15 protein-coding genes are annotated in these 12,228 nt (G+C 66.4%); 13 read left to right on the top strand and 2 right to left on the bottom strand.

What is annotated here, in order from left to right; translation table 11 throughout:
- The first annotated feature begins 12 nt into the window (after window positions 1-12).
- Genes ctaD through KVT32_RS10215 form a run of 4 tightly spaced genes read left to right on the top strand, consistent with a single transcriptional unit; the run spans window position 13 to window position 2,924 of the window.
- Entirely contained in the window at window positions 13-1,620 is a 1,608-nt protein-coding gene (gene ctaD, locus KVT32_RS10230) for a cytochrome c oxidase subunit I (RefSeq protein WP_062840198.1), read from the top strand.
- A gap of 30 nt (window positions 1,621-1,650) precedes the next feature.
- Complete coding sequence (locus KVT32_RS10225) at window positions 1,651-1,776, top strand: cytochrome oxidase small assembly protein (RefSeq protein ID WP_216639588.1); 126 nt, start codon at window positions 1,651-1,653, stop codon at window positions 1,774-1,776.
- 11 nt (window positions 1,777-1,787) lie between these two features.
- Complete coding sequence (locus KVT32_RS10220; RefSeq protein ID WP_056565538.1) at window positions 1,788-2,012, top strand: DUF2970 domain-containing protein; 225 nt, start codon at window positions 1,788-1,790, stop codon at window positions 2,010-2,012.
- Window positions 2,013-2,048: 36 nt separating this feature from the next.
- Window positions 2,049-2,924 carry a cytochrome c oxidase subunit 3 gene (locus KVT32_RS10215; RefSeq protein ID WP_062840199.1) on the top strand — a complete coding sequence of 292 codons (876 nt, stop codon included), beginning with the start codon at window positions 2,049-2,051 and terminating at the stop codon, window positions 2,922-2,924.
- Window positions 2,925-3,087: 163 nt separating this feature from the next.
- Here KVT32_RS10215 and KVT32_RS10210 read toward each other — a convergent pair whose 3' ends face one another.
- Window positions 3,088-3,288: a twin transmembrane helix small protein gene (locus tag KVT32_RS10210; RefSeq protein WP_056320319.1), complete on the bottom strand. Its 201-nt coding sequence runs from the start codon at window positions 3,286-3,288 to the stop codon at window positions 3,088-3,090.
- Between the two features lie 36 nt (window positions 3,289-3,324).
- Between KVT32_RS10210 and KVT32_RS10205 the strand changes: the two genes are divergently transcribed.
- The 5 genes from KVT32_RS10205 to KVT32_RS10185 all read left to right on the top strand — a co-directional run bounded on the left by KVT32_RS10205 (window position 3,325) and on the right by KVT32_RS10185 (window position 7,377).
- Window positions 3,325-4,137 (top strand): SURF1 family protein, encoded by an 813-nt coding sequence (locus KVT32_RS10205; RefSeq protein WP_056320317.1) that lies wholly within the window; start codon window positions 3,325-3,327, stop codon window positions 4,135-4,137.
- A 71-nt stretch (window positions 4,138-4,208) separates the two neighbouring features.
- Window positions 4,209-4,790: a hypothetical protein gene (locus KVT32_RS10200; protein ID WP_142055878.1), complete on the top strand. Its 582-nt coding sequence runs from the start codon at window positions 4,209-4,211 to the stop codon at window positions 4,788-4,790.
- 19 nt (window positions 4,791-4,809) lie between these two features.
- Entirely contained in the window at window positions 4,810-5,847 is a 1,038-nt protein-coding gene (locus tag KVT32_RS10195) for a heme A synthase (RefSeq protein WP_175156373.1), read from the top strand.
- A 13-nt stretch (window positions 5,848-5,860) separates the two neighbouring features.
- Complete coding sequence (gene cyoE, locus KVT32_RS10190; protein WP_056320311.1) at window positions 5,861-6,754, top strand: heme o synthase; 894 nt, start codon at window positions 5,861-5,863, stop codon at window positions 6,752-6,754.
- A gap of 17 nt (window positions 6,755-6,771) precedes the next feature.
- A complete protein-coding gene (locus KVT32_RS10185) occupies window positions 6,772-7,377 on the top strand; it encodes an SCO family protein (protein ID WP_175156374.1) in 606 nt (201 codons plus the stop codon).
- 15 nt (window positions 7,378-7,392) lie between these two features.
- Here KVT32_RS10185 and KVT32_RS10180 read toward each other — a convergent pair whose 3' ends face one another.
- Window positions 7,393-7,611, bottom strand: coding sequence for a DUF3717 domain-containing protein (locus tag KVT32_RS10180; RefSeq protein ID WP_152383151.1), 219 nt, complete (start codon window positions 7,609-7,611; stop codon window positions 7,393-7,395).
- Between the two features lie 143 nt (window positions 7,612-7,754).
- Here KVT32_RS10180 and KVT32_RS10175 point away from each other — a divergent pair, with 143 nt between their 5' ends.
- The 4 genes from KVT32_RS10175 (at window position 7,755) to KVT32_RS10160 (ending at window position 12,108) form a co-directional block, all read left to right on the top strand.
- Entirely contained in the window at window positions 7,755-8,414 is a 660-nt protein-coding gene (locus KVT32_RS10175) for a glycine zipper 2TM domain-containing protein (RefSeq protein WP_175156376.1), read from the top strand.
- A 44-nt stretch (window positions 8,415-8,458) separates the two neighbouring features.
- Window positions 8,459-9,280 (top strand): PhaM family polyhydroxyalkanoate granule multifunctional regulatory protein, encoded by an 822-nt coding sequence (locus KVT32_RS10170; protein WP_217618136.1) that lies wholly within the window; start codon window positions 8,459-8,461, stop codon window positions 9,278-9,280.
- A 69-nt stretch (window positions 9,281-9,349) separates the two neighbouring features.
- Window positions 9,350-10,723, top strand: coding sequence for a bifunctional UDP-N-acetylglucosamine diphosphorylase/glucosamine-1-phosphate N-acetyltransferase GlmU (glmU, locus tag KVT32_RS10165; protein WP_175156378.1), 1,374 nt, complete (start codon window positions 9,350-9,352; stop codon window positions 10,721-10,723).
- Window positions 10,720-12,108: an MFS transporter gene (locus KVT32_RS10160; RefSeq protein ID WP_371825577.1), complete on the top strand. Its 1,389-nt coding sequence runs from the start codon at window positions 10,720-10,722 to the stop codon at window positions 12,106-12,108. Before glmU ends, KVT32_RS10160 begins: the two co-directional genes overlap by 4 nt.
- Window positions 12,109-12,228: the final 120 nt, after the last annotated feature.

The raw sequence follows: 12,228 nt of genomic DNA, 5'->3' as shown, positions 1-12,228 counted from the left end.
AAGGAGTCCATCATGAGCAGCGTCACTGTAGACCACGTGTCGCCGGGCCACGGCCACGGTCACGATGACCACCATCACGGCGTGCCCACGGGCTGGCGCCGGTGGCTTTTTGCAACGAACCACAAAGACATCGGGACGATGTATCTCATCTTCTCGTTCGTCATGCTTCTGGAGGGCGGCACGCTGGCCCTTCTGCTGCGCACCGAACTCTTCGAGCCCGGCCTGCAGTTCTTCCGCCCCGAACTGTTCAACCAGTTCACCACGATGCACGGCCTGATCATGGTGTTCGGCGCCATCATGCCGGCCTTCGTGGGCTTTGCGAACTGGATGATCCCGATGCAGATCGGCGCGTCCGACATGGCGTTCGCGCGCATGAACAACTTCAGCTTCTGGCTGCTGCCGGTTGCCGCGATCATGCTGACCGCCTCGTTCTTCGTGCCGGGCGGCGCCACCGCCGCGGGCTGGACGCTGTACGCGCCCCTGTCGCTGCAGATGGGCCCGGGCATGGACCTGGCCATCTTCGCCATCCACATCATGGGCGCCTCGTCCATCATGGGCGCCATCAACATCATCGTGACCGTGCTGAACATGCGCGCGCCCGGCCTGACGCTGATGAAGATGCCGCTGTTCTGCTGGACCTGGCTGATCACCGCGTTCCTGCTCTTGGCCGTGATGCCGGTGCTGGCCGCCGCCATCACCATGGTGCTGACCGACCGCCACTTCGGCACGGGCTTCTTCAACGCCGCTGCCGGCGGTGACCCGGTCCTGTACCAGCACGTGTTCTGGTTCTTCGGGCACCCCGAGGTCTACATCATGATCTTGCCGGCGTTCGGCATCGTGTCGGCCATCGTCCCCGCGTTCGCCCGCAAGAAGCTCTTCGGCTACGCCTCGATGGTGTACGCCACCGCCTCCATCGCCGTGCTGTCGTTCATCGTTTGGGCGCACCACATGTTCACGACGGGCATGCCGGTGACCGGCCAGCTCTACTTCATGTACGCCACCATGCTCATCTCCATCCCGACCGGGGTGAAGGTGTTCAACTGGGTCGCGACGATGTGGCGCGGTTCCATGACGTTCGAGACGCCGATGCTGTTTTCCATCGGCTTCATCTTCGTGTTCACGATGGGCGGCTTCACGGGCCTGATCCTGTCGGTGGCGCCGATCGACATCCAGGTCCACGACACCTACTACGTGGTGGCTCACTTCCACTACGTGCTGGTGGCCGGTTCCCTGTTCGCGCTGTTTGCCGGCGCTTACTACTGGGTGCCCAAGTGGACGGGCCGCATGTACAGCGAAAAGCTGGGCAAGCTGCACTTCTGGTCCACGCTGATCTCGTTCAACGTGACCTTCTTCCCGATGCACTTCCTGGGTCTGGCGGGCATGCCGCGCCGTTACGCCGACTACGCCGCGCAGTTCACGACGTTCCATCAGCTCGCCACCATCGGCGCGTTCTGGTTCGGCCTGTCGCAGCTGATTTTCCTGGTTGCGATCCTGCGCTGCTACATGGGCAAGGGCGAACCGGCCCCGGCCAAGCCGTGGGAAGGCGCCGAAGGACTGGAATGGACGGTGCCGTCGCCCGCCCCGTTCCACACCTTTGAAACGCCGCCCGAAGTGAAGTAATCCCTTATCCATGTTTCAGGCCGCACAGCAATGACACCCGAGCAGCGCCGTCGTAACAAGATCGCAGGACTGGTTCTTCTGGTTTTCGTCATTGCCGTGTTTGCCTGGACGGTGATCCGCGGTTCGGCCTTGCTGACCGGCAAGGCGGTGGGCTAGAGCCTCCGGCCATGAGCGACGACCTTCGCGAAACGTCTCAGCGCAAGCTGAGCTTCCTTCAGACGATGAAGGCGGTGGCGTGGGGGTTCTTCGGCGTGCGCAAGGGCGCGGGCTACCGTGAGGACAGCGCCAAGCTCAATCCCGTCCACGTCATCGTGGCCGGGCTGCTGGCAGCGGCAATCTTTGTGACTGTGCTGGTTTTAATTGTTCGTTGGGCTGTTTCCAGCCTGACTTGAATTACCTAAATCTAAATCTGTACCAGGGAGAAAGCCATGAGTGCAAGTCACTCGGTTCAAGGTAAAGAGGCACCGTACTACTTTGTCCCCGCCGACTCGGGCCATCCCGTGCGCATGGCCGTGGCACTGCTCTTCATGGGCCTGGGGGCCGCGGCCTGGGTCAACGGCGCCGATTGGGGCAAGTGGTCCGTGCTGGTCGGATTCATTGGCGTGATCATCGTGATGTATTACTGGTTTGGCGACGCCATCCACGAGTCCGAGATCGGCCTGAACAGCAAGCGCATCGACGGCTCGTACCGCTGGAGCATGAGCTGGTTCATCTTCTCCGAGGTCATGTTCTTTGCCGCGTTCTTTGGCGCGCTCTGGTACACGCGCACCATCACGACGCCGTGGCTGGGCGACATCGACCACCGACTGATGCTGTGGCCGGACTTCCAGGCGGCCTGGCCCAACTTCGGCCCGGCGGGCGTGGTCGAACCCTTCCAGACCGTGGGTCCGTTCTGGCTGCCCACGATCAACACGGCGCTGCTGCTGAGCTCCGGCGTCACGCTCACCATTGCCCACCATGCGCTGCGTGAGAACCACCGCGGCAAGGCCAAGTTCTGGCTGGCGGCCACCGTCATCCTGGGCTTTGTCTTCGTGGGCTGCCAGGCGTTCGAATACATCCACGCCTACCGCGACCTGAACCTGAAGTTCAATTCGGGCGCGTACGGGTCGCTGTTCTACATGCTGACCGGCTTTCACGGATTCCACGTGATCCTGGGCGCCACGATGCTCACGGTCATCCTGATCCGCCTGATCCGCGGCCATTTCACGCCGGATCATCACTTCGGGTTCGAAGGCGCGGCCTGGTACTGGCACTTTGTCGACGTGGTGTGGCTGGGCCTGTACCTGTTCGTGTATTGGTTCTGACCGCATTGGCCCTGACGGCGGCCGGCAGCGCCGGCGGCCGTTGCGGCAGGGAAAGCGCGAAGGGAGCCGGGCGGCAAGCCGGCCTCCGTCGCGCTTTCAGCCCATCTGGCGGGGCGCGGCGGCAGGCGTCACGCGAGGCCCGGGGAACCGGGCGGCGGGCAGCCTATCTAAATCCGGTGCTCTCGATCCACCCCATGTAATGGGCGAACAGCACGAACAGGAACAGGGCGACCGACAGGCCGATCCGGACCGTCAGCGCGTTGACCGTGCGGTTGGTGGTACCTTTGTCCCGCATCAGGTAGACCAGGGCGGATGCCAGACTGGCCAATATCCCGATGAAGGCCAGAACGACGAAAACGCGCATTGTGGTCTCCCGACAATTCAGATTTAGCAACGACAGATGTCCCGACCGCATTCCACCCGCTACACGGTAGCCGCCTTATTGTTGCTTGGCCTCGCCGTGGTGGTCCTGGTGTCGCTGGGACAATGGCAGATGCGCCGCAGCGATGAGCGACGCGCCATTCTGGCCGCGATCGAAGCCGGCCGCAAGCAAGCGCCCCTGCTTCTGACGCCGGCGACGCCGCCCGCGGACATGACGCCGTGGCGCGTGGCGCAGGCCAGCGGGACATGGCTGCCGCAATTCAGTGTACTGCTGGACAATCGCAACCACGACGGCAGGCCGGGCTACTGGCTGGCCACGCCGCTGTTGCTGGATGCGGCCACGAATCGCGCGGTGCTGGTGCTGCGGGGCTGGCTGCCGCGCGTGATCCAGGGCCAGGGCGAGCCGCAGCTGCCGGCCACGCCCGAGGGCATGCAGACCGTGCAAGGCGAGCTGTCCGTGCGCGTGCCGCGCCTGTTTGAACTGTGGTCGCTGGGAGGCGCCGACGCCTCCGCGCTGCCCGCGGCGCTGCCGGTTGCGGGCGGCGCGGTGCCGCAAGTGCAGAACCTGCCGCTGGACGACTACGCGCGCGCGACTGGCTTGAATCTGCTGCCCACGGTGCTGAGCCAGGGCGGCCAGGTGGACGACGGCCTGGTGCGCGACTGGCCCCAGCCGTCGGTGGATTTCCAGCAGAACACGTCGTACGCGGTACAGTGGTTCGCTTTCGGCGCAATTGCGGCGATTGCCTGGCTGGTGGTGCTGGGGGGCGCCATCCGCCGCAGGCGCCAACGCGTGGACCAGCAGGCGCAGGCTCGCATGCGGGCACGCAGATGACCAACGCTATTCCAGGATACAAAGTGGCTCGCGACATTTCATCCAACAAGCCCGCACGCAAGCGTTCGCTGATGCCGATGGTGCTGGTGTTCCTGTGCTCGCTGGCGCCCATCGTCGCCGCGTTCGTGGTCTACATGAACCCGCAATGGTGGCCCAGCGATTCCAGCAATTACGGCACGCTCCTGTCGCCGCAACGCCCGATGCCCGAAGCGTCCGAACTGCGCCTGACCACGCTGGACGGCAAGCCGTTCGACCTGCAGAGCCTGAAGGGCAAGTGGCTGCTGGTGGCCGCCGATGGCGCGGCCTGCCCCGAAAGCTGCGCGCGCAAGCTCTTCATCACCCGCAACAGCCACGCCAGCCAGGGCAAGAACGTGGATCGGCTGGCGCGCGTGTGGTTCATCACCGATGATGCGGTGGTGCCGGACAAGGTGCTGGAGGCGTACAAGGGCACGGTCATGGTGCGGGTGGATCCGGACCAGCTGGCGCGATTCCTGCTGGCGCGCGACACGGCCGCGGGGCAGCCCGGCCTGCAGGATCCGATCTGGGTGATCGATCCGCTGGGCAATCTGATGATGCAGTATCCCGCCGAGGCGGATGGTGTGCGGGTGCGCAAGGACATCAGCAAGCTGGTCTATAACTCGCGCATTGGTTGAATGGTTTTTTGGTTTTGATATGGAACGCATCAAAGCGCGTTATCGCAAGCTGGTTTTCTTCACCTGGTTCCTGACGCTGGACCTCATCATGTTCGGCGCCTTCGTGCGCCTGACCGATTCCGGGCTGGGCTGTCCGGACTGGCCCGGCTGCTACGGCAGCGTCACGCCGATCGGCGCGATGGGCGACATCCACGAAGCCTCGCAGGCCATGCCCTTCGGCCCGGTGACGCTGTCCAAGGCCTGGATCGAAATGATCCACCGCTACGTCGGCGCCATCCTGGGCATGCTCATCATCGGCATCGTCTACATGGCCTGGCGCTATCGCCGCGAACTGGGCCGTTCGCCCGCGCTGGCCATCACCACGCTGGTTGCCGTGTGCGTGCAGGGCGCGTTCGGCGCGTGGACCGTGACCCACAAGCTCATGCCCGCCGTCGTGACGGCCCACCTGGTGTTTGGCCTGTCGGTGCTGGCGTTGATGACCTGGCTGTCCTCGCGCGAGCGCCCGCACCTGCCCGTCAGCGCCGAGGCCGTGCGGTGGAAGCCGTGGGTGGCGGTCGGATTCGGGCTGCTGCTGGTGCAGGTCACGTTGGGCGGCTGGGTCAGCACCAACTATGCGGCGCTGGCCTGCATGGACTTTCCCACGTGCCACGGGCAATGGGTGCCGGAAATGGACTTTCACGGCGGCTATTCGGTCATCCGGGGGCTGGGCGAACTGCCGTCCGGCGAAATGATCTCGCAGCCCGCGCTGACCGCGATCCACTGGGTGCATCGCAATTTCGCCTTTGTGGTGTTCGTCTACCTGGGCATCCTGGCCTGGCGGCTGCGCGCCGCCGAACCCGGCCTGCGCGGCCCGGCCACGCTGATGTTGGCCCTGTTGGCCGCGCAGCTGTTCACGGGGCTGACCACCATCTTCTTTCAGTGGCCGCTTCTGATCGCCGTCCTGCACAATGGGGGCGCGGCGGGCCTGACATTGTCGGCCGTGGTGTTGTTGGTGCGGCTGGCGTCTGCCGGCCGCGAGCCGGCGGGGCGGTACGACCCCAATTTGGTGCGCGTTTAAAATGAGGTCCACTATGACCAGTCTTGCCGCTCCTCAATCCGGATTGCTCCGCCAGTACCTCGTTCTCACCAAGCCGCGCGTCACGCAGCTGGCTGTGTTTTGCGCCGTGATCGGCATGTTCCTCGCGGCGCCCGGCATCCCGGACATGCGCCGGGTGCTGTTCGGCACGATCGGTATCTGGCTGCTGGCCGCCGCCGCCTTCGCCATCAACTGCCTGATCGAACAGGAAGTCGACGCCCGCATGCTGCGCACCGCGCGCCGGGCCACGGCGCGCGGCACCATTTCGGCATTCCAGGTGCTGAGCCTGTCGGGTCTGCTGGGCGGCGCGGGCATGTTCGTGCTCTACCACATGGTCAACCCGCTCACCATGTGGCTGACGTTCGCCACGTTTGTGGGCTACGCCATCATCTACACCATCATCCTCAAGCCGCGCACGCCGCAGAACATCGTGATCGGCGGCCTCTCGGGCGCGATGCCACCGGCGCTGGGCTGGGCGGCCGTCGCCGATTCTGTGCCGGCCGAGGCCTGGGTGCTGGTCCTCATCATCTTCATCTGGACGCCGCCGCACTTCTGGGCGCTGGCGCTTTACCGCAACCACGATTACGCCAAGGCCGGCCTGCCCATGCTGCCGGTCACCCACGGCAACCAGTTCACGCGCCTGCACATCCTGCTGTACAGCCTGGCGTTGATGGCGACCACGCTGTTGCCCTACGCCATCCGCATGAGCGGCGAACTGTATCTGCTGTCGGCGCTGGTGCTGGGCGGCATGTTCGTGTCGTATGCGTGGCGCCTGTACCGCGCATACAGCGACGAGCTGGCCCGCAGCATGTTCCGTTTTTCCATTCTCTACCTGGCGCTGCTGTTTGGCGCCCTGCTGGTGGACCACTGGGTCGCCCTGTTGCGCTGACCCCCTGGAGGTTGACGATGTCCGTGTTTTCCGCCAGCCGCCGGCTGGCCCTGCGACTGGGCGCAGCTGCCGCCGTCGCCGCCGCCCTGGCTGCCTGCGGCGACAGCAAGCCCGTCTTCAAGGGTAGCGATATCACCGGCACGCAATTGGGCCGCGGCATGGAACTGCCCGACCACAACGGCAAGCTGCGCCAGCTGTCGGACTTTTCCGGCAAGGTCGTGGTCGTGTTCTTCGGTTTCACGCAGTGTCCAGACGTGTGCCCCACGGCGCTGGCTGAACTGACCGAAGTCATGAAGAAGCTGGGTCCGGATGCCGATCGCGTCCAGGTGCTGCTGATCTCGGTGGACCCCGAGCGCGACACGCCTGAGGTGCTCAAGCAGTACGTCACGGCGTTCGATCCGCGGTTCCTGGGCCTGACGGGCACGCCCGACCAGGTCAAGAAGGCGGCGGCCTCGTTCAAGGCCTATTACGCCAAGGCGCCCACCAAGGACGGCAATTACACGATGGACCACACGGCCGCGTTCTACCTGCTGGACGGCAAGGGAGAATCGCGCGTGCTGGTCAACAACAACGTCGGCGTGGACGCGCTGACGCAGGACATCCAGGCGCTGCTGAAGGGTTGATTCCCCCGGGCGGGCTCAGGCCTTTGCCGCCGCCCACGCGGCCAATGCGGCGCGGGCCTTGTCGCTGAGTTCGGCGGCGGAAATATCGCGCCGATGCGCGATGATCATCAAGGCGTAGGGCGTGGCAAGCGCGGCCGCTTCGGGACACAAGCGCGCCTCTTCACCCACCGAGGGCGACGTGTTGCGCCAGTAGTTGATGGCCTGTTCGAGTTGGGGCAGCGTGATCGAATCCATGCGCCTATTGTCCACGAATGCCCCACCCTGTCCACCCTCCATCCACCCTTCATCCGCCCTGCAATGAAGGGTCACCATCGCAACATGCCGAAACCGCGCGCGGGTGCTATACCACTGCCGGTTAGTTACGATGGAGCATCGTCATGAATACTTCGACCTCTACCGCGTCGCCGCGCCGCGGCCTGCATCCGCTGCTTGCCGCCGCAGCGATCGCCGTCATCGTCATGTGCTCGGTGGGCGTGGCCGCCGTGCTGGGCTGGCTGCCGTCGCCGTCGGCTAACCCGCACGCGGAACAAGCCGTGGCCGAGGCCGGCCCCGAGGACGCCAACCTGGCGCCTGCGCCGGCTGCCGAGCCGCCTGGAGCGGGCAGGCCCGCCGGCCAGATGCGCGAGGCGCAGCAAGCGCAGGCCGCCCCGGTCCCGCGTCCGGCCGCCGCGCCCGCACAGCAGGCGTGCGCCAGCTGCGGCGTGGTCGAGACCATTCGCCAGGTGCAGGTGCCCGCCAAGGATGACAGCAACCATCTGGTCGGGACCATCGCGGGCGGCGTGGCCGGCGGCGTTGTGGGTAATCAGTTTGGTGGAGGCAACGGCAAGACCGCGCTGACGGTGCTGGGCGCGGTCGGCGGCGCTTTGGCAGGCCGTGAAGTTGAGCGTAATATCAGACAGCAACAAACAGTGACGCACTATGAGCTCACGGTCCGCATGAATGACGGCAGCAAGCGCCAGTTCCGCAGCGCGCAGCCGTTCTCGTTTGCCTCCGGCGACCACGTGCGCGTGGAGAACAATCAGTTGCTGCCCGGCTGATCCCGGCCGACGACGGCAAGCATCCCACTATGGAGAGATCTGGAATGAGCGACCAATTCAACAACCCGTTCGTCCTGCCCGGCATGGGCCAGAATTCCGATCTCTCGGGCAATCCGCTTCTGGCCAGCATGGAGATGATGCGCCAGGCCTGGGCCGGCCTGACTGGCCCCGGCGGTCTTGCCAGCAGCCTGCCCATGGCGCCGCCCATGAATCTCGAAGACCTGGACCGCCGCATCGCCGAACTGCGCTCGGTGGAGAACTGGCTGCGCATGAACCTGAGCATGCTCTCCAGCACCATCCAGGGCATGGAGGTGCAACGCTCCACCATCAGCACCCTGCGCGCCTTCGTGGACAGTGCCTCGCGCATGGACATGGGCGCAACCCCGGAAGCCGGGGCGCCGTCGCCGCTGGAAGTCGCACTGGGCTTGAAGCCCGCGCCCAAGACAGCCGCGTCCGCGCCGTCCGGCAATGCCGCGGCTGCCAGTGAAAATGCCGGCGCGCAGTCCGGCGCCAATGCGCAGGGCGAAGACACCGCCACCGGGCCGGAGTCGGCCGCGGCCATGAGCGAGCAGATGGGCGCTGCGGCGCAGTCGGCCTCCAAGGCGTGGTGGGAGTTGCTGCAGCAGCAATTCAATCAGATCGCGGCCGCCACCGCGGCGTCCATGCCCGCCAGCGCACCGGGCGCGGCCACCAGCGCCAAGTCCGAACCCGCAAATCCCAAGGCGTCGGCCGAGACGGCTGCCAAGTCCGGCAAACCCGCGGCCAAGCCCGCCGCCACCGCACGCAAGCCGGCCGCCGCCAAGAAAGCGGCCAAGCCAGCGGCCAAGACAGCCAAGAAAAACGGGCCTGCCGACGGCAAGCCTTGACACCATCCTTCAATCGACACGCGGAGCCGCCGCAAGGCCGCCCGCCCGTCTCTCAACCTACTGGAACTTATGCTTAATGTAGTGATTCTTGCCGCCGGACTGGGTAAACGCATGCAGTCCGACCTTCCTAAAGTGCTGCACACGCTGGCCGGCAAACCCATGCTGGCGCATGTGCTGGACAGCGCACGCCAACTGAATCCCGCGCGCATCGTCGTGGTGGTCGGCCATGGCGCCGATCGCGTCAAGCAGGCATTCGAAGGCCAGCCGGATCTGCACTTCGTGCTGCAGCAGCCGCAGCAGGGCACGGGTCACGCCGTGCAGCAGGCCGTGCCGCAACTGCTGGAAGGCGACGGCAAGGACGACGTGACGCTGGTGCTGTACGGCGACGTGCCGCTGGTGCAGCCGGAAACGCTCAAGCGCCTTCTGGACGCGCGCGGCCAGGGCACCGCCGTGCTGACCGAAGTGCTGGCCGATTCCACCGGTTATGGCCGCATCGTGCGCGACGCCAAGGGCAGCGTGTGCCGCATCGTCGAACACAAGGATGCCTCGGAAGCCGAGCGCGAGATCAAGGAAGTGAACACCGGCATCCTCACCGCGCCCACCGCGAAGCTGAAGAACTGGCTCACCCGCATTGACAACAACAACGCCCAGGGCGAGTACTACCTGACCGACGTGGTCGGGCTGGCCGTTGTCGACGAAGTGCCCGTGGGCGCGGCCCAGCCGGGCGCCGCCTGGGAAACGCTGGGCGTGAACAGCCGCGTGCAGCAGGCCGAACTGGAGCGCCGCTGGCAAGCCGAGCAGGCCCGCCGCCAGCTTGAAGCCGGTGTCACGCTGGCCGACCCGGCGCGCTTTGACGTGCGCGGCACGCTCACTTGCGGCCGCGATGTCTTCATCGACGTGGGCTGCGTCTTCGAAGGCCAGGTGTCCCTGGCCGACGGCGTGCGCGTGGGCCCGCATTGCGTGCTGCGTGACGTCAGCGTCGGCGCGGGCACGCACATCGAGGCCTTCAGCCATCTGCAGCAGGCCGAAGTCGGCCGCGATGCGCGCGTGGGCCCCTACGCCCGCCTGCGTCCCGGCGCCGAACTGGGCGACCGCAGCCATGTCGGCAACTTCGTCGAGATCAAGAAGAGCGTGCTGGGTGCGGACAGCAAGGCCAACCACCTTGCGTACATCGGCGACGCGGACATCGGTGCGCGCGTGAACGTGGGCGCGGGCACCATCACCTGCAACTACGACGGCGTGAACAAGCACCGCACCGTCGTCGAAGACGACGCCTTCATCGGCTCGGACACGCAGCTCGTCGCGCCGGTGCGCGTGGGCCGTGGCGCGACGCTGGGCGCCGGCACCACCCTCACGCGTGACGCGCCGGCCGACAAGCTGACCGTGTCGCGTCCCAAGCAGGTCACCGTTGACGGATGGCAGCGCCCGGTAAAGAAGTCGTGACGCAGGATCAGGAAGCGGCCCCGGGGGGCGGGGCCAGGCCCGCGCACCCCGACGGCCTGCCGGCGCCGCGCCGGTACTGGGCGGCGGCCACTGTGATGACGGGCATCAGCCTGTCGGTGCTGGACACCACCATCGCCAACGTGGCGCTGCCCACGATCGCCAAGGATCTGAACGCCCTGCCCGCGCAGGCAGTCTGGATCGTCAACGCCTACAACCTTGCCGTCGTGATGGCGCTCTTGCCGCTGTCCGCGCTGGCCGAGCGCATCGGCTTTCGCCGCATGTTCACGTTCGGGCTGGTGCTGTTCACGCTGGCCTCGCTGGGCTGCGCGCTTGCCGGCACGTTGTGGCAATTGACCGCCGCGCGCGTGTTCCAGGGGCTGGGGGCGGCCACGCTCATGTGCATGTTCGGCGGCCTGGTGCGCAACATCTATCCGCTCAAGATGCTGGGCCGGGGCATCAGCATCAATGCCACCACGGTGGCGGTCATGTCGGTGCTCGGGCCCACCATCGGCTCGGCCATCCTGTCCGTGGCGCCGTGGCCGTGGATCTTCGCCGTCAACCTGCCGATCTGCGCGCTTGCCATGTTTGGCCTGCGCCATCTGCCGGAAGTGCCGCGCAACGATGTGAAGCTGGACTGGATCAGCGCGCTGCTGTGCATGGCGACGCTGGGCGTCTTCATTTCGGGCGTGGACATGATGGGCGAGGAGCTGCTGCGGGGCATCGGCCTGGTCGCGATCTCGGCGGTGGCCGGGCTGGTGCTGGTGCGCCGCGCCAGCCAGCAGACCGCGCCGCTGGTGCCGGTGGACCTGCTGCGCATCCGCCCGGTGGCATTCGCGGTGGGCGCCTCGGCCTGCACCTTCGCCGCCCAGATGGCGTCCTACGTGTCGCTGCCGTTTTACTTCCAGCAGGTGCTGGGCCGGCCTTACCTTGAGGTGGGCATGCTGATGGGCGCATGGCCCGTCGGCACGGCCATCATCGCGCCGCTGGCTGGACGCCTGTCGGACCGCTACTCCGCCGCTACGCTCAGCGGCATTGGCGCGGCGACGATGGTCGCGGGCATGCTTTGGCTGGCGCTCCTGCCATCCACGGTGTCGAACTGGCCCGTCATCGCCGGCATGTTCGTGGCGGGCGTGGGCTTCGGCTTTTTCCAGACGCCCAACAACCGCGCGCTGCTGTCTGCCGCGCCCCGGCTGCGCAGCGGCGCGGCGGGCGGCCTGCAGGCCACGACCCGGGTGTTCGGCCAGAGCTTTGGCACGGCGCTGGTGGCCATCGCCTTCAGCGTAAGCGCGGCTCACGGACCGGGGCTGGCCCTGGTGCTGGGCACGGTGTGCGCGGCGCTGGCCGTGGTGGTCAACACCGTCCGCTTCAACAAGCTGCGGGCCTAGCGGCGGCAGCGGTCCAACACCCCTCTAACCCCGCCCGGCCCCCCGGGCGCGGGCCGCTTCTATAATGGCGGCCGGCGCCCGGTTTCACTTTCCGGGCGCGAAGATTACCTATTTTGAAGG

The organism is Achromobacter sp. GbtcB20, assembly GCF_019091095.1.
In the GTDB taxonomy this organism is placed as follows: domain Bacteria; phylum Pseudomonadota; class Gammaproteobacteria; order Burkholderiales; family Burkholderiaceae_B; genus Achromobacter; species Achromobacter mucicolens.
The sequence above is the reverse complement of the archived record's forward strand: the minus strand, read 5'-3'. Positions and strand labels throughout refer to the sequence as shown.

Bases quoted from the DNA above. Each gene is read 5' to 3' on its own strand.
- KVT32_RS10175 (WP_175156376.1), top strand. From the start codon at position 7,755: ATGAATACTTCGACCTCTACCGCGTCGCCGCGCCGCGGCCTGCATCCG.
- ctaD (WP_062840198.1), top strand. From the start codon at position 13: ATGAGCAGCGTCACTGTAGACCACGTGTCGCCGGGCCACGGCCACGGT.
- KVT32_RS10225 (WP_216639588.1), top strand. From the start codon at position 1,651: ATGACACCCGAGCAGCGCCGTCGTAACAAGATCGCAGGACTGGTTCTT.
- KVT32_RS10215 (WP_062840199.1), top strand. From the start codon at position 2,049: ATGAGTGCAAGTCACTCGGTTCAAGGTAAAGAGGCACCGTACTACTTT.
- KVT32_RS10185 (WP_175156374.1), top strand. From the start codon at position 6,772: ATGTCCGTGTTTTCCGCCAGCCGCCGGCTGGCCCTGCGACTGGGCGCA.
- KVT32_RS10200 (WP_142055878.1), top strand. From the start codon at position 4,209: ATGCCGATGGTGCTGGTGTTCCTGTGCTCGCTGGCGCCCATCGTCGCC.
- KVT32_RS10170 (WP_217618136.1), top strand. From the start codon at position 8,459: ATGAGCGACCAATTCAACAACCCGTTCGTCCTGCCCGGCATGGGCCAG.
- KVT32_RS10180 (WP_152383151.1), bottom strand. From the start codon at position 7,611: ATGGATTCGATCACGCTGCCCCAACTCGAACAGGCCATCAACTACTGG.
- KVT32_RS10205 (WP_056320317.1), top strand. From the start codon at position 3,325: ATGTCCCGACCGCATTCCACCCGCTACACGGTAGCCGCCTTATTGTTG.
- KVT32_RS10210 (WP_056320319.1), bottom strand. From the start codon at position 3,288: ATGCGCGTTTTCGTCGTTCTGGCCTTCATCGGGATATTGGCCAGTCTG.
- cyoE (WP_056320311.1), top strand. From the start codon at position 5,861: ATGACCAGTCTTGCCGCTCCTCAATCCGGATTGCTCCGCCAGTACCTC.
- glmU (WP_175156378.1), top strand. From the start codon at position 9,350: ATGCTTAATGTAGTGATTCTTGCCGCCGGACTGGGTAAACGCATGCAG.
- KVT32_RS10195 (WP_175156373.1), top strand. From the start codon at position 4,810: ATGGAACGCATCAAAGCGCGTTATCGCAAGCTGGTTTTCTTCACCTGG.
- KVT32_RS10220 (WP_056565538.1), top strand. From the start codon at position 1,788: ATGAGCGACGACCTTCGCGAAACGTCTCAGCGCAAGCTGAGCTTCCTT.